The organism is Synechococcus sp. BA-124 BA4 (assembly GCF_034931165.1).
Map to the genome: position 1 here is coordinate 1 of NZ_JAYGIA010000028.1, position 20,582 is coordinate 20,582.

General features: G+C 67.2%; 16 protein-coding genes and 1 pseudogene. 12 read left to right on the top strand and 5 right to left on the bottom strand.

All coding sequences use genetic code 11. The features are described 5' to 3' along the window. The 4 genes from VB734_RS04175 to VB734_RS04190 form a co-directional block, all read left to right on the top strand. Positions 1 to 1,016 (top strand): MFS transporter (locus VB734_RS04175; RefSeq protein ID WP_323242958.1); only part of this gene is annotated, 1,016 nt, incomplete at its 5' end. Between the two features lie 41 nt (positions 1,017 to 1,057). Further along, positions 1,058 to 3,193 (top strand): polyphosphate kinase 1, encoded by a 2,136-nt coding sequence (ppk1, locus tag VB734_RS04180; protein ID WP_322782083.1) that lies wholly within the window; start codon positions 1,058 to 1,060, stop codon positions 3,191 to 3,193. Positions 3,194 to 3,375: 182 nt separating this feature from the next. Continuing rightward, positions 3,376 to 4,356: a sigma-70 family RNA polymerase sigma factor gene (locus VB734_RS04185; RefSeq protein WP_197166574.1), complete on the top strand. Its 981-nt coding sequence runs from the start codon at positions 3,376 to 3,378 to the stop codon at positions 4,354 to 4,356. 49 nt (positions 4,357 to 4,405) lie between these two features. Further along, positions 4,406 to 5,053 carry a dolichol kinase gene (locus VB734_RS04190; RefSeq protein ID WP_197166576.1) on the top strand — a complete coding sequence of 216 codons (648 nt, stop codon included), beginning with the start codon at positions 4,406 to 4,408 and terminating at the stop codon, positions 5,051 to 5,053. Here the strand turns inward: VB734_RS04190 and VB734_RS04195 are convergent. Together VB734_RS04195 and VB734_RS04200 are read right to left on the bottom strand one after the other, a co-directional pair. Further along, entirely contained in the window at positions 5,043 to 5,384 is a 342-nt protein-coding gene (locus tag VB734_RS04195) for a hypothetical protein (protein ID WP_197166578.1), read from the bottom strand. The genes VB734_RS04190 and VB734_RS04195 overlap by 11 nt on opposite strands. A gap of 142 nt (positions 5,385 to 5,526) precedes the next feature. After that, the gene (locus VB734_RS04200; RefSeq protein WP_197166580.1) at positions 5,527 to 6,600 is read right to left on the bottom strand and encodes a 3-deoxy-7-phosphoheptulonate synthase; all 1,074 of its coding nucleotides are present in this window, start codon (positions 6,598 to 6,600) and stop codon (positions 5,527 to 5,529) included. 130 nt (positions 6,601 to 6,730) lie between these two features. Between VB734_RS04200 and acnB the strand changes: the two genes are divergently transcribed. The 4 genes from acnB (at position 6,731) to VB734_RS04220 (ending at position 13,050) form a co-directional block, all read left to right on the top strand. Next, positions 6,731 to 9,358, top strand: a complete 2,628-nt coding sequence (gene acnB / locus VB734_RS04205) for a bifunctional aconitate hydratase 2/2-methylisocitrate dehydratase (RefSeq protein WP_197166582.1) — start codon at positions 6,731 to 6,733, stop codon at positions 9,356 to 9,358. Positions 9,359 to 9,435: 77 nt separating this feature from the next. Then, positions 9,436 to 10,791, top strand: a complete 1,356-nt coding sequence (locus tag VB734_RS04210) for a ClC family H(+)/Cl(-) exchange transporter (RefSeq protein WP_322782084.1) — start codon at positions 9,436 to 9,438, stop codon at positions 10,789 to 10,791. Between the two features lie 108 nt (positions 10,792 to 10,899). Next, on the top strand, positions 10,900 to 11,349 hold the full coding sequence (locus VB734_RS04215) for a hypothetical protein (protein ID WP_197166585.1): 450 nt from the start codon (positions 10,900 to 10,902) through the stop codon (positions 11,347 to 11,349). A 117-nt stretch (positions 11,350 to 11,466) separates the two neighbouring features. Continuing rightward, positions 11,467 to 13,050, top strand: a complete 1,584-nt coding sequence (locus tag VB734_RS04220) for a B12-binding domain-containing radical SAM protein (protein ID WP_197166587.1) — start codon at positions 11,467 to 11,469, stop codon at positions 13,048 to 13,050. Here VB734_RS04220 and VB734_RS04225 read toward each other — a convergent pair. Next, positions 13,022 to 14,302 (bottom strand): O-antigen ligase family protein, encoded by a 1,281-nt coding sequence (locus VB734_RS04225; protein WP_197166589.1) that lies wholly within the window; start codon positions 14,300 to 14,302, stop codon positions 13,022 to 13,024. The two genes, VB734_RS04220 and VB734_RS04225, sit on opposite strands and share 29 nt — an antisense overlap. Continuing rightward, entirely contained in the window at positions 14,299 to 15,153 is an 855-nt protein-coding gene (gene purU / locus VB734_RS04230; RefSeq protein ID WP_197167235.1) for a formyltetrahydrofolate deformylase, read from the bottom strand. The genes VB734_RS04225 and purU overlap by 4 nt, the downstream gene beginning before the upstream one ends. Between purU and psbQ the strand changes: the two genes are divergently transcribed. The 3 genes from psbQ (at position 15,056) to pstS (ending at position 17,956) form a co-directional block, all read left to right on the top strand. Beyond that, positions 15,056 to 15,769: a photosystem II protein PsbQ gene (psbQ, locus tag VB734_RS04235; protein ID WP_416238032.1), complete on the top strand. Its 714-nt coding sequence runs from the start codon at positions 15,056 to 15,058 to the stop codon at positions 15,767 to 15,769. The two genes, purU and psbQ, sit on opposite strands and share 98 nt — an antisense overlap. 47 nt (positions 15,770 to 15,816) lie before the next feature. Further along, positions 15,817 to 16,881, top strand: coding sequence for an NAD(P)/FAD-dependent oxidoreductase (locus VB734_RS04240; RefSeq protein ID WP_231594924.1), 1,065 nt, complete (start codon positions 15,817 to 15,819; stop codon positions 16,879 to 16,881). A 67-nt stretch (positions 16,882 to 16,948) separates the two neighbouring features. Beyond that, positions 16,949 to 17,956 carry a phosphate ABC transporter substrate-binding protein PstS gene (gene pstS, locus VB734_RS04245; protein WP_197166592.1) on the top strand — a complete coding sequence of 336 codons (1,008 nt, stop codon included), beginning with the start codon at positions 16,949 to 16,951 and terminating at the stop codon, positions 17,954 to 17,956. A gap of 159 nt (positions 17,957 to 18,115) precedes the next feature. On the opposite strand, the gene dnaK is transcribed toward pstS, so the two are convergent. Further along, positions 18,116 to 20,035 (bottom strand): molecular chaperone DnaK, encoded by a 1,920-nt coding sequence (gene dnaK, locus VB734_RS04250; RefSeq protein ID WP_197166594.1) that lies wholly within the window; start codon positions 20,033 to 20,035, stop codon positions 18,116 to 18,118. A gap of 154 nt (positions 20,036 to 20,189) precedes the next feature. On the opposite strand from dnaK, the pseudogene VB734_RS04255 reads away from it, so the two are divergent. Next, positions 20,190 to 20,582 (top strand): annotated as a pseudogene (locus VB734_RS04255) (shikimate dehydrogenase); the annotation flags it as partial.

A 20,582-nucleotide genomic window follows, 5' to 3' on the forward strand; every position in this document is an offset into this window, starting at 1 on the left:
GCTCGGTGCTGGGCCTGGGCGGTTTTGCCCTGACCCTGGCCGTGCCCTGGCCGGCGGGCAGCGCCTGGCCCCTGCCGCTGCTCTTCGGCGCCCGGCTGATCGATGGGGTGAGCGGTGGGACGGCCGCCACCGCCGGCGCGGTGCTGGCCGACATCAGCCCTCCTGAGAAGCGGGCCAAGGCCTTCGGGCTGATCGGCGTGGCCTTCGGGCTGGGGTTCATCCTCGGGCCTGCCCTGGGGGGGCTGCTGGCGGGGGTGAGTGTGACTCTGCCACTGCTGCTGGCGGTGGCGGTGGCGGCCGTGAACCTGGTGCTGGTGCTCACGGTGCTGCCGGAAACCCATCCCCCGGCCGCGCGCCTGGCCCTGCCCCGCAAGCGGGAGCTCAATCCGCTCACCCAGCTGATGCGGGTGTTCCGCAACCCCCGGGTGCGACGGCTCAGCCTGGCCTTCTTTCTGTTCTTTCTGGGCTTCAACGGCTTCACGGCCGTGCTGGTGCTCTATTTCAAACAGGTGTTCGGCTGGGGGCCGGAGCTGGCGGCCATGGCCTTCCTGGTGGTGGGTGTGGTGGCCACGGTGGTGCAGGGCGGCCTGATCGGACCGCTGGTGCAACGGTTCGGCGAAGGGCGCCTCAGCCTGGCGGGCCTGGGGCTGGTGGTCATGGGCTGCCTGCTGATTCCCCTGGCCACGGAGGCCACGGCTCTGCCGGTGGTGTTCACCGCCCTGCCCCTGCTGGCCTGCGGCACCGGACTGGTCACCCCCTGCCTGCGCAGCCAGGTGTCGCGCCGGCTGGATGACAGCGGCCAGGGAGCGGCCCTGGGCAGTCTGCAGGGCCTGCAGAGCCTGGGCAGTTTCATCGGCCCGCCCCTCGCTGGCCTGGCCTATGACCTGGTGGGCAGGACCAGCCCCTTCTGGGCCGGCATCGCCCTGTTCCTGGTGGTGGCCCTGCTGGTGGCAGGAGGTGGACCCCTCAGCCGCGTCTCGACAAGTAAGCCCACGACAGTGCCTCCAAGGCCTTGATTGCTACCTTCCCCCCAAGAGCCCCAGCCATGGATCCGGTGATGAATGAACCCGTCGTGGCACCGGAGCTCTACATCAACCGGGAGCTGAGCTGGATCGCCTTCAACAGCCGCGTGCTGGCCCAGGCCCTCGAACCCACCACGCCATTGCTGGAGCAGGCGAAATTCAGCGCCATCTTCAGCAACAACCTCGATGAGTTCTTCATGGTCAGGGTGGCGTCCCTGAAGTCGCAACTGGAGGCGGGCCTCTCCACCCTCAGCGACGACGGGCTCACCCCCAGGCAGCAGCTGGAGGCCATCCAGCAGAAACTGCGCCCGCTCCTGGAGCAGCAGCAGGCCCACTACCGCCATCACCTCAAGCAGGCGCTGTTCGATCAGGGTGTTCAGCTGATCGACTACCAACGCCTGAACAAACAGCAGAAGACCTGGGTCAACTCCTATTTCCGGACGGCCATCTTTCCGGTGCTCACCCCCCTGGCGGTGGACCCGGCCCATCCCTTCCCGTTCATGAGCAACCTCAGCCTGAACGTGGCGGCGCTGATCCGCGATCCCGACACCGGACAGCAGCAGTTCGCCCGCGTGAAGGTGCCCACCAAGACCCTGCCGCGCTTCGTCGAGATTCCCACCGAGCTCTGCACCCGCGAGCCTTCTCCCGTCTACACCGTGGTGCCCCTGGAGCAGGTGGTGGCCTTCAACCTGCAACTCCTCTTCCCCGGGATGACGATCGAGGGGCATTACTTCTTCCGCATCACCCGCGACGCCGACCTGGAGCTGCGGGATCTGGAGGCCGACGACCTGATGGAGGCCCTGCAGGAGGGCCTGCGCAAACGCCGCCGCGGTGGTGAGGTGGTGCGGCTCGAGGTGGCCGACGAGATGCCGGAGGAAGTGGTGGATCTGCTGATGGAGGGCACCGATGTGGATTCGGCGGACCTCTACCGGATCAATGGTCCCCTCGGGCTTGACGACCTGATGCGCCTGCTGGCGATCCCCCTGCCCCAGCTCAAGGACAAGCCCCACCAGGGCCGCACCGCCCCGGCCCTGGCCAGGGCTCAGAAGAGCCGCCTGGGGGATGGCTCGATCAAGGCGGAGGAATTCGAAAGCATCTTCGCCGCGATCCGCCGCAGCGATGTGCTGCTCCACCACCCCTACGACCTCTTCTCCACCTCGGTGGAGGAGTTCATCAACCAGGCCGCCGACGACCCCTCGGTGCTCGCCATCAAGATGACCCTCTACCGCACCTCCAAGGATTCGCCGATCATCGCGGCGCTGATCCGTGCCGCCGAGAACGGCAAGCAGGTGATGGCCCTGGTGGAGCTCAAGGCGCGCTTCGATGAGGACAACAACATCCAGTGGGCCCGTCAGCTGGAGCACTCCGGCGTTCACGTGGTCTATGGCGTGCTGGGCCTCAAGACCCACACCAAGATCATGCTGGTGGTGCGCAAGGAGAAAGAGCGCCTGCGCAGCTACGTGCACATCGGCACCGGCAACTACAACTCCAAGACGTCCAGCCTCTACACCGACATCGGCCTGCTCTCGGCCGAGCCTGATCTGGGGCAGGATCTGGTGGAGCTGTTCAACTATCTCACCGGCTTCTCGAAACAACAGAGCTTCCGCAGTCTGCTGGTGGCGCCGGTCACCCTGCGCAAGGGAATGGAGGCCCTGATCCAGCGGGAAATCAGCCACGCCCGCGAGGGCAAGGGCGGACACATCCGCGCGAAGATGAATTCCCTGGTGGATCCAGCGATCATCGCTCTGCTCTATGAAGCCTCCCAGGCCGGGGTGGTGATCGAGCTGGTGATCCGCGGCATGTGCTGCCTGAGACCCGGGGTGCCTGGCGTGAGCGAAACGATCCAGGTGATCAGCATCATCGGCCGCTTTCTCGAGCACTCCCGGATGTTCTGGTTCGCCAACGCCGGCGAGCCTGAGATGTACATCGGCAGTGCCGATTGGATGCCACGCAACCTCGACCGACGTGTCGAAGCGGTGACGCCGATCAAGAATCCGCAGCTGCGCGGCCAGCTGGAGCGCCTCATGGACATCTACCAGAACGACAACTCCACCGCCTGGGACATGCAGAGCGACGGCAGCTTCATCCAGCGTCGGCCCGGCGGCGAGCCCCACTGCGCCCAGCTCGATCTGATCAAGCAATGGCGGACGGGCCTGACGGCCCAGGCCTGAGCGCTCGCGACTCCGACCTGGCCCTAGGTGTAAGCATCGCTACACCAGTTGGCCAATTGGCATCAGGGATAACTCAATGAAGAAAAGTAGCATTGCTCCTTTAGGGATTTTTCGGATTCCTGCTGCAGCCAACCACCTGACCCTGCTACATTCCGCGCACAACACTTTCGGAGGCTGGGGTGATGGGGACACCTTTGCAATCCACCCCTGCCACAGGCCTCGCTTCCAAGAAAGCGAAGCCAGCGGCACGGGCGGCTCAGCCCAAAACCGGAAGCGGTCGGCTCAGCGCCGATTCCATCGGTTGGTATCTCAGCAACATCGGCCGGGTTCCTCTGCTGACGGCATCTGAAGAGATTGAGCTGGCTCACCACGTGCAGACGATGAAGCGTCTGCTGGAATTACCCGACGCTTCCCTCAGCCCCCGCCAGCGTCATCAGATCCGCATGGGCGGCCGGGCCCGTGACCGCATGATGGCCGCCAACCTCAGGCTGGTGGTGAGCGTTGCCAAGAAGTATCAGAACCAGGGGCTTGAGCTGCTCGATCTCGTCCAGGAAGGGGCCATCGGTCTGGAGCGTGCCGTCGACAAGTTCGATCCCGCCATGGGCTACAAGTTCTCCACCTATGCCTACTGGTGGATACGCCAGGGTATGACCCGGGCCATCGACAACAGTGCCCGCACGATTCGCCTGCCCATCCATGTGAGTGAAAAACTCTCGAAGATGCGCCGCATCACCCGGGAGCTCTCGCACCGCTTCGGCCGCCAGCCCAACCGGCTGGAGCTGTCCCATGCCATGGGCATGGACATCAAGGATCTGGAGGATCTGATTTCCCAGAGCGCCCCCTGCGCCTCCCTCGACGCCCACGCCAGGGGCGAGGAAGATCGCAGCACGCTGGGCGAGCTGATCGCCGATCCGGCCAGCGCCGAGCCCATGGATCACATGGACCGCTCCATCCAGAAGGAGCACCTCGGCGCCTGGCTCTCCCAGCTCAATGAGCGGGAGCAGGAGATCCTCCAGCTGCGCTTCGGACTCGAAGGCAAGGAACCTCTCACCCTCGCCGAGATCGGCCGCAAGATCAACGTCTCACGCGAGCGTGTGCGCCAGCTCGAAGCCAAGGCGATCATGAAACTCAGGCTGATGAGCAATCTCCAGCAGGCCGCCTGAGCCGGGGCTGCTGGCAGGCTGGGTCCCGCCTGCTGGGAGTCAACCCGTGATGGGGGTGGCTTTGGTCTCGCTCTGGCTGGCCGCTGTGCTGGGCCTGGCCCTGTGGACGCGCCGGCGCTGGACCGATCAGCCCGAGTGGAGTCGCAAGGTGCTGCACATCGGCACAGGACCGGTCGTGCTGATCGCCTGGGCCACCGGGATCGATCGCTCGATCGCCCTGCCGGTGGCGGCCCTGGTCACCCTGCTGGCGGCCCTGAACCACCGCCTCCGCGTGCTGCCGGCCATCGAGGACGTGGGGCGCCACAGCTATGGAACAGTGGCCTATGGCGCCGCCATCACCGTGTTGCTGGTGCTGTTCTGGCCGGCGCAGCCGCGGGCCATGGTGGCGGGGGTGCTGGTGATGGCCCTGGGAGATGGCCTCGCCGGGCTTCTGGGACCCTGGATCCCCTCGCCGAGCTGGTTGATCCTGGGGCAGCGCAAATCGGTGGTGGGCACCACAGCCATGGCCGGCATGGCCCTGATGGTGCTGCTGCTGCTGCGCCAACTGGGGGGGTCCGGCGGCCCCAGCCCAGTCGCCCTGGTGCTGATCAGCCTGGCGGCCACCCTGCTGGAGCAGGTCGCCGTGCTCGGGCTGGACAACCTCAGCGTTCCCGTGGCGACGGGCCTGCTCTGGAGCTGGCTGTCGCTCAGGCCCTGAGCATCCCCTCGCAGCGATGCTGCCAGTCGGTGGGAGTACCGAGGCCTGCCACCACCAGACGATCGCTGGGCTCGGCCTTGAGACGCAGCTGCCACTGGCGGATCACTTCGGCCCGATCCATCCAGGCCTGCAGCACCGTGGTCTCGATTCTCTCGGGATCCCAGCCCCGCTGACGGGCTGAACCCAGGGCCCAGCTGAGGAGATCATCGAGCTGAAACGGTCGAAAGCCTGCGAAAACGGGCCCTGTGAGCTCTTTGGAATGGCCACTCTGCTCGAGATAGAACAGCTGGAGAGGTTCGCTCAAGCCGCAGAACTGGAGGAGATAAGACATGGCATGAACTCCTGATGCATCACAGGATGCCTCAAGGAACAGCAACTTAGTGAGCCTTCCCGAATCAACTGTTCAACAGGAACATCCCGTTGCAAAGCATGATTCTGGCAGTCTCACTCTGGGAGTGCCAGAGCTAATCCAATCAGACCGGAGCCAGGTTGGCGGACTGGGCTTCAGCCACCGCTTCGGCCAGCCCCTCCAGCACCGTGCGCGTGGTCTCCAGGTCGATGCAGGCATCGGTGATGCTCTGGCCGTAGGCGAGCTGGCTCAGGTCAGCCGGGATCTTCTGATTGCCGGCCACCAGATGACTTTCGATCATCACCCCCATCACATGGCGTGAGCCGGCACGCACCTGGCCGGCCACCTCGGCGAGCACCTCTCCCTGGCGCCGGTAGTCCTTGTTGGAATTGCCGTGACTGCAGTCGACCATCAGCCTGGCCGGGAGACCCTCCTTCCGCAAGGCAAGGGCTGCCTGCTCAATGGCCTCCGGGTGGTAGTTGGTGCCTCCCTTGCCGCCGCGCAGCACCAGATGGCCATCGGGGTTGCCGGTGGTGGAGACGATCGCGGCATGGCCCAGCTGGCTGATGCCGAGGAAATGGTGGGGCTTGGAGGCGGCCTGCATGGCATGAATGGCCGTGACGGCACTGCCATCGGTGCCGTTCTTGAAGCCGATCGGCATCGACAGGCCCGAGGCCATCTCCCGGTGGGTCTGGCTTTCGGTGGTGCGTGCCCCGATCGCTGTCCAGCCGATCAGATCGGCGATGTACTGGGGCACCACCGGATCGAGCAGCTCGGTGGCCGCAGGCAGCCCCATCTCGGCCAGGTGCACCAGCAGGCCCCGCGCCAGGCGCAGACCGGTGTTGATGTCGTAGCTGCCGTCGAGGTGGGGATCGTTGATCAGGCCCTTCCAGCCCACGGTGGTGCGGGGCTTTTCGAAATACACCCGCATCACCACCTCCAGCTGGTCGCGGTGGCGTTCACGCACCTCGGCGATGGCGTCGGCGTAGGCCCGGGCGGCCTTCACGTCATGCACCGAACAGGGACCGACGATCACCAGGAGGCGGGAATCCTGCCCGTGCAGGATCTCCTTGATCCTCTCGCGGGCATCGAGCACTGTGCGGGCCGCCCTCTGGCTCAGGGGCAGTTCGCGATGGAGAACGGCCGGTGCCACCAGCGGCCGTGTCTCCACGATGTGGAGGTCGGAGGTGGTCAGCATGCCAGGAGCGGTCGTGAACCGTGGGCGAATCTCCCACCCTAGAGACTCCCTTCGCGGCATCTTTGGCAGCGACGGTGACTGAGGAGGGGCCCTCGGCCGGAAACAATGGGATTACCTCCCTCGTTTCGCCATGCCCTCTTCAGAGAGTGTCACCGACCTGCTGGTCAGCTACCGCCAGGCGGAGACCGAGAGGGCGGCCCTGGGTGTGCCGCCCCTCCCCCTGACCGCCCAGGAGGTTCAGGCCCTCACCCAGCTGCTGGAGCAGCCTCCCGCCGGTGAGGAGGCCTTCCTCCTCCATCTGCTCAGTGAACGCATCCCACCGGGAGTGGATGAAGCCGCCTACGTCAAGGCCAGCTGGTTGAGTGCCATCGCCCAGGGGCTGAGCGCGAGCCCGCTGGTGAGCGCGATCGAGGCCACCCGGCTGCTGGCCACCATGATCGGCGGCTACAACGTCGGCGCCCTGATCAGCCTTCTGGGCCACGACGATGCCACCATCGCCGCCGAGGCGGCCAGCGGCCTCAGCCGCACCCTGCTCGTCTACGACTCCTTCCACGACGTGCTGGACCTGGCGTCCAGCAACCCCTGGGCCAAGCAGGTGGTGGAGTCCTGGGCCGCCGCCGAATGGTTCACCGCCAAACCCACGCTGCCCGCCGACATCACCGTCACGGTGTTCAAGGTGGAGGGTGAAACCAACACCGACGACCTCTCCCCCGCCACTCACGCCACCACCCGCCCCGACATCCCTCTGCACGCCATGGCGATGCTGGAGACACGCATGCCTGGCGGCCTGGAGCTGATCAAGCAGCTTCAGGCCAAGGGTCACCCCGTCGCCTACGTGGGCGATGTGGTGGGCACCGGCAGCTCACGCAAGTCGGCGATCAACTCCGTGCTCTGGCACACAGGCACCGACATCCCCCATGTCCCGAACAAACGCGGCGGCGGCGTGATCCTGGGGGGCAAGATCGCGCCGATCTTCTTCAACACCGCCGAAGATTCCGGCGCCCTGCCGATCGAGTGCGATGTCTCGGCGCTGAACTCGGGTGATGTGATCACGATCCGCCCCTACGCAGGCACCATCGAGCGGGCCGCCGGCGAAGCCGGCGCGGGTGAGGTGGTGGCCCGGTTCGAGCTCAAGCCCAGCACCATCGCCGATGAAGTGCGCGCCGGAGGCCGCATCCCCCTGCTGATCGGCCGCTCGCTGACCGACAAGGTGCGGGCCCAGCTGGGTCTGGCTCCCTCGGAGCTGTTCATCCGTCCCGCGGCCCCGGCCGACACCGGCAAGGGCTTCACCCTGGCCCAGAAGATGGTGGGCAAGGCCTGCGGCCTGCCGGGCGTGCGGCCCGGCACCAGCTGCGAGCCGCTGATGACCACCGTGGGCTCCCAGGACACCACCGGGCCGATGACCCGCGATGAGATGAAGGAGCTGGCCTGCCTCGGCTTCTCCGCCGATCTGGTGCTGCAGAGCTTCTGTCACACAGCCGCCTACCCCAAGCCGGTGGATCTGAAAACCCATGCCGAGCTGCCCGATTTCTTCAGCTCGAGGGGCGGTGTGGCCCTGCGCCCCGGCGACGGCATCATCCACAGCTGGCTGAACCGCATGCTCCTGCCCGACACCGTGGGCACCGGCGGTGACAGCCACACCCGCTTCCCTCTCGGCATCTCCTTCCCAGCTGGCTCGGGCCTGGTGGCCTTCGCCGCCGCCATCGGCGCCATGCCGCTCGACATGCCGGAATCGGTGCTGGTGCGCTTCTCCGGTTCGCTCCAGCCCGGCGTCACCCTGCGCGACGTGGTCAACGCCATCCCCTGGGTGGCGATCCAGAAGGGCCTTCTCACCGTGGCGAAGGCGGGCAAGATCAACGTGTTCTCGGGCCGGATCATGGAGATCGAGGGGCTCCCCGATCTCAAGCTGGAGCAGGCATTCGAGCTGACGGACGCAACCGCCGAGCGCTCCTGTGCCGGCTGCACGATCAAGCTCTCGGAAGCCACCGTGGCCGAATACCTGCGCAGCAACGTGGCGCTGCTCAGGAACATGATCGCCCGCGGCTATCACGATGAGCGCACGATGGCCCGGCGCATCCAGGCGATGGAGGCCTGGCTGGCCGATCCCCAGCTGATGAGCGCGGATGCCGACGCCGAGTACGCCGAAATCCTCGAGATCAACCTCGACGAACTGACGGAACCGGTGCTGGCCTGCCCCAACGATCCCGACAACGTCAAGCTGCTCTCGGAGGTGGCCGGGGACCGGATCGATGAGGTGTTCATCGGCTCCTGCATGACCAACATCGGCCACTACCGCGCCGCCGCCACCGTGCTGGATGGGGCGGGCACCAGCCAGGCCAGGCTCTGGGTCTGCCCTCCCACCCGCATGGACGATGAGGTGCTGCGCGCCGAGGGCTACACCGCCAAGTTCGAAGCCGCCGGGGCCCGCATGGAACTTCCCGGCTGCTCACTCTGCATGGGCAACCAGGCCCGCGTCGATGACAACACCACGGTGTTCTCCACCAGCACCCGCAACTTCAACAACCGCCTGGGCAATGGTGCCCAGGTGTACCTGGGCAGCGCCGAGCTGGCGGCGGTCTGCGCTCTGCTGGGTCACATCCCCACCCCGGCCGAGTATCTGGAGATCGCCGCGGCCAGGATCGATCCCCTCTCCGATCAGCTCTACCGCTACCTCAACTTCGATCAGATCGAGGGATTCGAAGACCAGGGCCGGGTGGTGAGCAGCGAAGAGGAGGCCCGGGTGCTGGCGGAGGTCTGACCCTGAGCACGGAGCGCCACGCCCCCACCCGGGTCCAACCCCAGAAGGCGCGACTGACCACCTCCAGCATCCGGCGGATGCTGGAGGAGCACTGGCTCAATGTGATCCTGGCGCTGGTGGTCACCGGGCTGGGGGCCGCCACAGCGGCTCTGCTGTTCAAGCTGGGGCTCGATGGGCTGGGGCGCCTGCGTCTGCGCATGCTCGCGCTCGGCCCCGACTGGCTGCTGCTGCCGGCCATCAGTGGCGGCGGCGGCCTGATCGCCGGTCTTCTGGTGCAGATCGGGGCACCTGCGGCCCAGGGGTCGGGGGTCCCCCAGGTGATGCAGTTCCTGCGCGGGCGGCCGATCCCGATGGGCTTCGAGGTGGCCGCGGTGAAGCTGGTGGCGGGGATCGTGGCCATCGGCAGCGGCTTTCCGCTCGGCCCCTCCGGCCCCTCGATCCAGATGGGCAGTTCCGTGGGCTGGATGATGGCCCGCCTGCTCAAGGCACCCAACGCCTTTCGGCGCATGATCGTGGCCGCCGGCGGCGGCGCGGGGATCGCGGCGGTGTTCAACGCGCCGATCGGCGGCTTCCTTTACACCCTCGAGGAGCTGCTGCAGGGGGCACGACCCGTGGTGATGCTGCTGGTGCTGGTCACCACCTTCTGGGCCGACACCTGGGCCGATCTGCTCGGCCTTGCCGGGCTGGGGATGCACAGCGCCGGCTGGAATCTGGGCCGGGGGTTCGTCCTGGAGCGGCAGGTCACCACCTATGTGGAGGTGTTGCCACTGGACCTGCTGGTGCTGTTCGTGGTCGGGGCCCTGGTGGCGGCGGGGGCCGAGACCTACTGCCGCTTCGTGGTCAGGCTGCACAACTGGCGACGCCAGCTGGGCATCCCCCTGGCCGGGGCCATGGCCGCGGCCGGGGTGGTGCTCGGTGTCGTCGACGCCCTGCTGCCCGCCGATTTCATCAACCGTGCGGGCATCCGCCAGGCCGTGGCGGAGGGTGACATCGACATCAGCAAAGCCCTGGCCATCGTCCTGGTGCTCTTTCTGAGCACTGGTCTGGCCGCGGCCGCAGGCACTCCCGGCGGGCTGTTCGCGCCGATGCTCACCCTCGGAGGGGCCCTGGGCCTGGCGGCGGCCGGGATGATGGAGCAGATGGGGATCAGTGCCCCGAACACCACGATCTTCGCCGGCATGGCGGCCTTCATGACCGCCTGCACGCGCACGCCGATGACGGCCACCTTCCTGACCTTCGCCCTCACCAAGGAGCTGCTGCTGCTCAAACCGGTACTGGTGGCCAGCCTGGGCAGCCTCGTGGTGGCCCGGCTGCTGCATCGCCAGTCGATCTTCCAGCGGCTGATCCCACCCGACCCCCCCCGCAGTGCCAGCGGCCAGGGGGTCGGCGGGCTGCCGGTGCTGTCGGTGCCGCTGAGGCCGCGGCAGCTCTGAGGCGGGGGAAGTCGGAACCGGCCCTTTTGTAGCTGAGGTTACAAAATGCCGCGCCGTCGGACGCTGCCGTATCCGCTGCATACCTTGAGGGCCGTCTGCTCCTCAACCATGAACGCCACACGTCTCTGGAGCCGCTCCGCCTGGGGTGGAGTGATCCTGGCCTCGCTCCTGCTCAGCAGCTGCCAGGGCGCCAAGGAGGGCATGAAGCAGGCCGGTGACGGCATGGGGGATGCGGCCAGGCAGGCAGCCGGTGATGCCGCCAGAACAGCCGTGTCCCCCGCAGTGGCTCCCCTGATGGACATCCTCAGCAAGGGCGAGAGCCAGATCAAGGCCGGCGACATGCAGGCCGCCGTGGCCACGATGGGTGGATTCGAAGGGGTCTTCAGGAAAGTGGGGCCTCTGATCCAGCCCCTGGCGGGCGACAAGTGGCCCGCCATCGAGGCCGCCGCCCAACAGGTGATCAGCACCTTCGGCGGCGCCACACCTCCCACCGCCGAGAGCGGCAGTGGGGCCATCACCACGCTGATGGGCCTGCTGAAGGGGCTCAAGACCACCTGAGCGACGACCAGTCCCCGGGGGTGACAGCCTGGAGGTCACTGCGCCGATGACCCTTCTCTGGACCAGGAAACCCTGCTGTTCGAACCGGCCCAGCCGGCGGCCCATGCGCTGCGCACCGTGCTGGCTTTCCCCAGCACCTACTCGGTGGGTATCACCAGCCTCGGCTTTCAGGTGGTCTGGGCGACCCTGGCGCGGCGATCCGACCTGGATGTGCGGCGACTGTTCACCGACCGTGGCGACCCCCCCCACCGCCACTGCGACCTGTTCGGGCTTTCCCTCAGCTGGGAACTGGATGGGCCGGTGCTGCTGGACCTGCTGGAGCAGCAGCGCATTCCGCTCTGGAGCCGGGACCGGGGAGAAGACGATCCGATCGTTTTCGGGGGCGGGCCGGTGCTCACCGCCAACCCCGAGCCCCTGGCCCCCTTCTTCGATGCCGTCCTGCTGGGTGACGGCGAACAGTTGCTGCCTGACTTCGTGGAGGCGGTGATCGCCCACCGGCAGGCCCCCAGAGCCGAGCGTCTGCGCGCCCTGGCCCGGGTCCCGGGTGTGTACGTGCCGGCGCTCTACTCCCCGCGCTACGACTCCGAGGGCCGCCTGCTGGCAATCGAGCCCACGGAGACCGGCATCCCGGCGATCGTGGCCAAGCAGACCTGGCGGAGCAATACCCTCAGCCACTCCACGGTGATCACCCCCGAAGCGGCCTGGCCCTCGATCCACATGGTCGAGGTGGTACGCAGCTGCCCCGAACTCTGCCGCTTCTGCCTGGCCAGCTACCTCACCCTGCCGTTCCGCACACCATCACTGGACGATGGTCTGATCCCCGCTGTGGAAGCGGGTCTGGGCGCCACCCGCCGGCTGGGATTGCTGGGGGCCTCGGTGACCCAGCACCCCCAGTTCGACGACCTGCTGAGCTGGCTCGACCAGGACCGCTTCGAGGACACCCGGGTGAGTGTCAGTTCGGTGCGGGCCGCCACGGTCACCCCGCAGCTGGGGCGGATCCTGGCCCGGCGGGGAAGCAAATCGCTGACGATCGCCATCGAAAGTGGCAGCGAGCGGCTGCGCCGGGTGGTGAACAAAAAACTCAGCCGCGAGGAGATTTTCGCCGCCGCCCGCTACGCGAAGGAGGGCGGGCTCAGCGGCCTGAAGCTCTATGGCATGGCCGGCCTCCCCACGGAGGACGACGAGGACATCGAAGCCACAGCCGATCTGCTGCTGGCGCTGAAGAAGGCCACCCCAGGACTGCGCCTGAGCCTGGGGGTGAGCAGCTTCGTGCCGAAGGCCCACACGCCCTTCCAGTGGGAGCCGGTGCGACCGGAGGCGGAGAAGCGCCTGAAACGGCTGGCACGCCGCCTGCAGCCCAAGGGCATTGAACTGCGACCCGAGAGCTACGGCTGGAGCGTGATCCAGGCCCTGCTCTCGCGCAGTGACAGGCGCCTGGCACCGGTGATCGCGGCTGTGCGCGGCCGCCACGGCAGCCAGGGGGGGTGGAAGACCGCCTACCGCAGCGTCTGCGAGCAGCCTCAGGGAAACCTGCCGCCACCCCCGCCCTGGCAGGACGCGATCCATGACCTGTGGGAGCCGGAGCGGGTGCTTCCCTGGGAGCACCTGGAGGGGCCCCTGCCCAAGGCCACCCTGGCGCGTCACCGGCAGGAGGCCCTGGCGATCGACGGGGTCAGGCCCGCCGCCGAGGCTCCAGGCTGAGGGAAGAGGCGCGCAGACCGCAGAGCAGCACCCAGCCGGCGATGTTGATACGGCTGTCGTAGAGGGGAATATCGGTGGCGTGGAGCGCCATCAGCACCAGGAAGGCCGCCCACCAGGCGCGCTCGAACAACGCGCCGCTGGCCATCCCGCGGCGGGCCGCCTGAATCTGCAGGGCCAGAACCAGGCCCACGAGCAGCACCGCCACAAGAGCCCCATGGCTGACCGCCAGGTCGATCGGCAGATTATGGGGATGCCCATGCCAGATGCCGGCGGTGCGCAGCGGGTAGATCACACTGAAGGCGGCGGCGCCCCAGCCCAGCCAGGGTCGTTCCGCCACCAGCTGCAGGGCCACCCCCCACTGGTTGACCCGGGTGATGGCCAGAGGCCGGCGGCCGGCGAACTCCAGATCACTCAGCCGCTCCCAGATCACTCCGGGAACCAGGGCACGGGCGGGCTGCTGCAGCACCGGGGGCACCCCAGGCAGGCTGGCCAGCCCCACGGGCAGCAGCACCAGCAGCAGCAGGGGCAGGAGCCAGATCCAGCGGGCCGGACCCGCCACCAGGGGAAGCGCCAGCACCAGGGCCCCCCAGGCATTGCGGGAGTCGGTGAGGGCCATGGCGGCCACCAGGCCCACGGTGATCAGCAGCGCCGGCAGGCCCTTCCGCCACGACTGGCGGCCCTGCAGCAGGGCGGCCAGGGCAAAGGGCCAGACCAGGGCCAGCCAGGCTCCGGCGATGTTGGCGTAGTCGAACAGGCCGGCCAGGCGCCCGGGCGGGTTGCCGCCGGCCTTGAGGTGCCAGATGATCGCACCCCCCAGGATCTGAAATGGCCCGCTCCAGCCCCAGAAGAGCTGCCCCAGGCCGGTGACGATCACCGGTACGGTGCCGACCACCAGCCAGAGAGCCACCCGGCGGCGGGCCGGGGCTGAGGCCAGGTAGGGCTGGAACCCCCAGAAGGCCCAGAAGAACGGCAGCCAGTTGGCCAGACCCACCCAGGCCAGCCAGCCGCTGGAGGCGGTGAAACAGCCCAGCACCATCAGGGCCGACACCAGCAGCAGCATCTGGTTGACCCGATCACGCCACCAGGGCAGTCGCTGGCGGCAGCCCAGGATCAGGGCCACCAGCAGGAGGATCCCGGCCAGCAGGGCCGAACTGGCAAGCAGCAGCAGGCCCAGCTGAAAACACCGCCAACCCAGGGGCGAGGCGCCCTCGGGCCTCGTCGCATCAAGGCGCTGCAGCCACTCCTGCCTCACGAGAACACGGCGGTACGACCCCGGTAGACCATCACCTGACGGCGCAGATGCAGACGCAGAGCCCTGGCCAGGGCCAGCCGCTCCATGTCCCGACCCTTGCGGATCAGGTCCTCGACGTCATCCCGGTGGCTGACCGGCACGGTGGCCTGCTCGATGATCGGTCCGCCGTCGAGATCCTCGGTCACGTAGTGCGCCGTGGCCCCGATCAGCTTCACGCCCCGCTCCCAGGCCCGGTGATAGGGCTGAGCGCCCTTGAAGGCCGGCAGGAAGGAATGGTGGATGTTGATCACCATGGGGAAACGGGACAGAAATTCGGGGCTGAGCACCTGCATGTACTTGGCGAGCACCACCAGCTCGATGCCGTGCTCGTCGAGGAGCTGCAGCTGCACCCGCTCAGCCTCCTGCTTTGAGGCGGGCTGCACCGGCAGATGAACGAAACGTGCGCCGAAATCCTCGGCCAGGGCCTGGAGATCAGGGTGATTGGAGATCACCAGCGGCACCTGCATCGGCAACTCCCCGGCGCGCGTTCGCCAGAGCAGATCCACCAGGCAGTGATCCTGCTTGCTCACGAAGATCGCCACCCGCGCAGCGGTGTCGGAGAAATGGAGCTGGCCCACACCACCGAGCCGCTCCGCCAGAGCCGTCACCGCCGGCGCCATCGCCTCCCGTGGCAGTCCGAAACCTTCCAGTTGCCATTCGATCCGGCTGAGGAACAGCCCCGCGCCGGCATCGGTGTGGTGATCGGCATGGCGGATGTTGCCGCCGTTGGCCGCCACCCAGCCCGAGAGCTCACTGACCAGACCGGGACGGTCGGGGCAGATCAGCTGCAGAATCGCTGTGGGCACGCTCATCGGCACCGCGGGGCCTGTCTCGAGGGGCATTGTGCCCGTCGCTCCCCAGACCAGTCGCCAGAAGGGCAGACGGCCACACTGGAGCAACGTACAGTCGCGCCTGACTTTGGTGCTCGCCATGGCCGCTCAGCTGGTTTCCACCCTTCGTCATTCGCTGAGGCGGCTGGCCCTTGTGGCCCTCGCCGTCGTTCTCAGCTTCGGATTGGTGGCCTGCGATGGCGGCCAGGCCAAGAAGCCCCCGAGCATCAGCCCCGCCGACATGGCGATCATCCAGAGGCAGGCCGAGGGATTCCTCGCCGCCAAGGACCGTCTTCCCGAGCTGGCGTCACTGGTGAACGAGAAGAACTGGGTGTTCACGCGCAACCTGATTCACGGCCCGATGCAGGAAGTGGGCCGCGAAATGCTCTACATCAACCAGCGCCTTCTTCCCGCCGACCGCGCCGGGGCCACGGCCCTGGCCAACCAGCTCAAGAGCGCCCTCGCCGAGCTCGATGAGGCCGCCCGTCTCCAGGACGGTGAACGGCTGCGCAAGAGCTACATCAAGGTGGCCAGCGGCTTCGGCGCCTACGCCGAGGTCCTCCCCGCTGCCGCCCTGCCCAGCGGCTCCGAGGCCTGAGCCCCACCACCTCGGCAGCGGAGAACCCCGCCGATCCCCACTCCATTGTGGTGATCGGGGCAGGCATCGTGGCCCTGGCCACGGCCTGGCTCCTCCAGTGCCGCGGCCATCGGGTGCGGCTGATCGCCCCGGACGCCGACGGGCCGGATCTCCAGGAATGCCGCAGCGGCAGTGCCGCGGCTCTGGGCGTGCTGATGGCCCAGGTGTTCCGGCGCAGCAGGGGCCGCGCCTGGCGCCTGCGTCAGACCTCCCTGAGCCTCTGGACTCAGTGGTGCCAGGAGCTGAACGGGCGTGGCTGCCCCGTCCCCTTCCAGGCGGGCCTGCTGCTGGTGCCGCGGGACGAGGGCGAGGCCGAGCGGCTGCGGCTGCTGCTGATGGAACGCCAGGCTCTCGGCCTGCCCCTGAGCTGGTGGGAGCCATCCCGGTTGCAGGAGCTGGGTCTGGGCGACAACGGGAGACGCACGGGCGGCCTCCATTCCGCCGAGGACGGACAGCTGAATCCCCTGGTCGCCATGGATGCCTTTCGCCGTGATGGCCTGCGGCGGGGGCTGGAGCTGTTCAGCGACCGGGTGGTGGAGCTGGAGCGGCGGCCGGCAGGCTGGAGGGTGCATGGCCACTCAGCCGCGCAGGCCATGGAGACCGAGTGGGTGGTGGTCGCTGCAGGCCTGGCCAGCGAAGGACTGCTGGCCCCCCTGGGGCATCAGCGACCACTCCAGCCTGTCCTGGGCCAGTGCCTGGAGCTGGCCGTCACCCCACCGGCCCGCTGGCCCTGCCCTGTGGTGTGGCAGGGCCTCAACCTGGTGCCCCAGCCCAGCGGAAAGCTCTGGCTGGGGGCGACCCTGGAGCCTGGAGATCTTGCCGACCCGGGGCTCCTCGAGCCGATGCGGCAGCTGGCCGATGAGGCCCTGGGCGGCGGGCTGAGGGAGGCGGTGGTGATCCGCCGCTGGCAGGGACTGCGGGCCAGACCCATCGGCCGACCGGCCCCGCTGCTGGAGCAACTGGAGCCAGGACTGCTGCTGCTGTGCGGTCACCACCGCAATGGTGTCCTGCTGGCGCCCGCCTCAGCCCAGTGGGCCGTGGATCAGATCGAAGGTTCCCTTACCTGTCGTTAACGAACTGGGGGAGATGGCTGGATAGCGTCACCGGGTGACTGCAGGCCCGAAGAGTTTTCTCCCCACCATGAAACGACGTCAGCCCAATTCCCTCGCCAAGGTCGGTACGGCCCTGGGTCTCAGCCTCAGCCTGGCCCTCTCCGCCTGCGGAAGTGGCGGCGGCGGTGGCGGTGTCACCGGCAGCCTCAATGGAGCCGGTGCCTCCTTCCCGGCTTCGATCTATCAGCGCTGGTTCCAGGATCTGGCCAGCGAGGGCATCAACGTCAACTACCAGTCGGTGGGTTCAGGAGCTGGCGTGCGTCAGTTCGTGGCCGGCACCATCGATTTCGGAGCCTCCGACGCGCCGATGAAGGACAAGGACATCGCCAAGGTCGAGCGAGGCGTGGTTCAGGTGCCGATGACGGCGGGTGCCATCGCCGTGGCCTACAACCTGCCGGGCTGTGATCTCAAGCTCAGCCAGGAGCAGGTGGTGGGAGTGTTTCTCGGCAAGATCAAGAACTACAAGGATCTGGGCTGCGCCGACAAGCCGATCACCGTGGTGCACCGCTCGGACGGCTCCGGCACCACCTACAACTTCACCAACAGCCTGGCGGCTTTCAGCGACGAGTGGAAGAACGGACCCGGGGCGGCCAAGTCGGTGGCCTGGCCCACGGGTGTGGGTGCCAAGGGCAATGAAGGCATCGCCGCCACCTTGAAACAGACACCCGGCGGCATCGGCTACGTGGAAACCGCCTATGTGCAGGGTGAACTGCAGGCAGCGGCCGTGCAGAACAAGAGCGGCGACATGCTCAAACCCACGAACGAAACGGCCAGTGCTGCTCTGGGATCGATCGACATCGGAGCGGACCTGGTGGGCAGCGATCCCAATCCTGCCTCCGGCTATCCAATCGTGACCTTCACCTGGATCCTGCTTTACAAGACCGGCAACGGTGACAAGACCGCGCTGCTCCAGAAGGTGTTCGAGCACACCCTCTCGCCCAAGGCCCAATCACTGGCCCCCGAACTGGGCTATGTGAGCCTGCCCCCCGAAGTGGTGGCCCGGGCCAAGGAAGCCGTGGCCAGCATCGGCAAGTAATCCCCGCCAGTCGTTCTGCTCCTGGACCCAGGACAGGTTCTGGATCCAGGAGCAGAACAACCCCCTCCTTGCAGTGCAAGGAGGGGGTCCTGGTTGAGGCCTTGGTCGACGATCGAGGCGGGCGACTGGAGGAGCCACCCGGCCACGATCACGACCCGTTCACTTGCTCTCGGTGAATTCGGCGTCGATCACATCATCGGCACCGGGGGCACCGGATGACGTGGCACCGGCGGCACCATTGCCACCAGGTTCAGCACCGGAGGCGCCGGCCTCAGCTCCGGCCTGCTGATACACCGAGGCTCCCACCTCGTAGAGCTCCTTCTGAAGATCCTCGAAGCGGGTCTTCATCGCGTCGTAGTCCTCCTTGTCGACGGCGTCCTGGAGCTGCTTGCGCTTCTCCTCCATCTTCGCCTTGACCTCCGCACTGACCTTGTCGCCGAGGTCGGTGAGCTGTTTCTCGGACTGATAGATGAGGGTTTCGGCCTGGTTCTTCAGGTCGATGCGTTCGCGCTTCTCCTTGTCGGCCGCGGAATTGGCCTCGGCATCCTTGACCATCTTCTCCACCTCGGTCTCACTGAGGGTGGACGCCCCGGTGATCGAGATGCTCTGCTCCTTGCCGCTGCCCTTGTCCTTGGCGGTGACGCTGAGGATGCCGTTGGCGTCGATGTCGAAGGTGACTTCGATCTGAGGGACGCCGCGGGGGGCCGGCGGGATGCCGTCGAGCCGGAAGGTGCCCAGGCTCTTGTTGTCGGAGGCGAGTTCGCGCTCACCCTGGAGCACGTGGATCTCCACGTTGGTCTGGCCATCCACCGCGGTGGAGTAGACCTCGGCCTTCTTGGTGGGGATGGTGGTGTTGCGGGTGATCATCTTGGTCATCACGCCGCCAAGGGTTTCCACACCCAGCGACAGCGGGGTGACATCCAGCAGCAGGATGTCCTTGACTTCGCCGGCCAGCACACCGCCCTGAATGGCGGCCCCCACGGCCACCACCTCGTCAGGGTTCACCGTCTGGTTGGGCTCCTTGCCGGTGACGCGCTTGACCAGTTCAAGCACCGCGGGGATGCGGGTGGAACCGCCCACCATCACCACCTCATCGAGCTCGCTGCTGGAGAGCTTGGCGTCCTTGAGGGCCTGCTCCACCGGTACGCGGCAGCGGTCGATGAGCTTGGAGGCCAACTCCTCGAACTTCGCCCGGGTGAGGGTGAGATCGAGGTGCTTGGGACCCTCCGGAGTGGCGGTGATGAACGGCAGGTTGATCTCGCTCTGGGTGGCGCTGGAGAGCTCGATCTTGGCCTTCTCGGCGGCCTCGGTGAGGCGCTGCAGGGCCTGCTTGTCCTGGCGCAGATCGATGCCTTCGTTGGCCTTGAACGTATCGGCCAGATGATCGACGATCACCTTGTCGAAGTCGTCGCCGCCCAGGTGGGTGTCACCACTGGTGGAGAGCACCTCGAAGACGCCGTCGCCCACCTCGAGAACCGAAACGTCGAAGGTGCCGCCGCCCAGGTCGAAGACCAGGATGCGCTCGTTGCTCTTGCGATCGAGGCCATAGGCCAGCGCCGCCGCCGTGGGCTCGTTGATGATGCGCAGCACCTCGAGGCCCGCGATCTTGCCGGCATCCTTGGTGGCCTGGCGCTGGGAATCGTTGAAGTACGCCGGAACGGTGATCACCGCCTGGGTGACGGTTTCACCCAGGTACTTGCCGGCGTCGTCGGCCAGTTTGCGCAGCACCTGGGCCGACACTTCCTCGGGGGCGAACTGCTTGTTCAGCACCGGGCACTTCACCTTGACATTGGCGCCCGACTTTTCGACCCCATAGCTCACTTCCTTCGATTCCTCGTTCACCTCATCGACGCGACGGCCGATGAACCGCTTCACTGAGTAGAACGTGTTCTCCGGGTTCATCACCGCCTGGCGCTTGGCGATCTGACCCACCAGCTGATCCTGGTTCTTGGTGTAGGCCACCACCGATGGTGTGGTCCGGAACCCTTCCGCGTTGGCGATCACGGTGGGCTTGCCGCCCTCCATCACCGCCACGCAGCTGTTCGTCGTGCCCAGGTCAATGCCGACAACCTTGCCCATGGGTTCTCACCTCCTCTGAATTGAATGTTCTGTCCCATGCATCTTCATCAGTGGGGGCCACCGCAGGCGAGGTGTGGTTTCCGAACAGTGGGCGGGCGGGCGGCGTCCAGACCCGTACATTTCGCTGCCGGCATCGCCCCGGACCCCAGCCGCCATGTCCTCTGAGATCTCCGCCCACACCGCGCTCGTGGCCGTTCTCGGCGATCCGGTTCGCCACTCCCTGTCGCCGGCCATGCACAACGCCGCTCTGCGGGAGCTCGGTCTCGACTGGGTCTATCTGGCTCTACCGGTGCAGGCCACGGATCTGGCGGTGGTGCTGAGAGGTCTGGAGGCCGTCGACTGCCGCGGACTGAACGTGACGCTGCCCCACAAGCGGGCGGTGGCGGAACTGGCGGCGGAGCTGACTCCCCTGGCCCGGCGGGTCGGGGCCGTGAACACCCTGGTGCGACGCGAGGGCGGCGGCTGGCTGGGCACCAACACCGATGTGGAGGGATTCCTCGCGCCGCTGCGGGCCGGCACCGGCGCGGCAGCGGGTTCGGCACTGGAC

Excerpts from the sequence above, each read along its gene's own strand:
- ppk1 (WP_322782083.1), top strand. The coding sequence starts at position 1,058 with ATGAATGAACCCGTCGTGGCACCGGAGCTCTACATCAACCGGGAGCTG.
- VB734_RS04185 (WP_197166574.1), top strand. The coding sequence starts at position 3,376 with ATGGGGACACCTTTGCAATCCACCCCTGCCACAGGCCTCGCTTCCAAG.
- VB734_RS04190 (WP_197166576.1), top strand. The coding sequence starts at position 4,406 with ATGGGGGTGGCTTTGGTCTCGCTCTGGCTGGCCGCTGTGCTGGGCCTG.
- VB734_RS04195 (WP_197166578.1), bottom strand. The coding sequence starts at position 5,384 with ATGTCTTATCTCCTCCAGTTCTGCGGCTTGAGCGAACCTCTCCAGCTG.
- VB734_RS04200 (WP_197166580.1), bottom strand. The coding sequence starts at position 6,600 with ATGCTGACCACCTCCGACCTCCACATCGTGGAGACACGGCCGCTGGTG.
- acnB (WP_197166582.1), top strand. The coding sequence starts at position 6,731 with ATGCCCTCTTCAGAGAGTGTCACCGACCTGCTGGTCAGCTACCGCCAG.
- VB734_RS04210 (WP_322782084.1), top strand. The coding sequence starts at position 9,436 with ATGCTGGAGGAGCACTGGCTCAATGTGATCCTGGCGCTGGTGGTCACC.
- VB734_RS04215 (WP_197166585.1), top strand. The coding sequence starts at position 10,900 with ATGAACGCCACACGTCTCTGGAGCCGCTCCGCCTGGGGTGGAGTGATC.
- psbQ (WP_416238032.1), top strand. The coding sequence starts at position 15,056 with ATGTTGCCGCCGTTGGCCGCCACCCAGCCCGAGAGCTCACTGACCAGA.
- purU (WP_197167235.1), bottom strand. The coding sequence starts at position 15,153 with ATGAGCGTGCCCACAGCGATTCTGCAGCTGATCTGCCCCGACCGTCCC.
- pstS (WP_197166592.1), top strand. The coding sequence starts at position 16,949 with ATGAAACGACGTCAGCCCAATTCCCTCGCCAAGGTCGGTACGGCCCTG.
- dnaK (WP_197166594.1), bottom strand. The coding sequence starts at position 20,035 with ATGGGCAAGGTTGTCGGCATTGACCTGGGCACGACGAACAGCTGCGTG.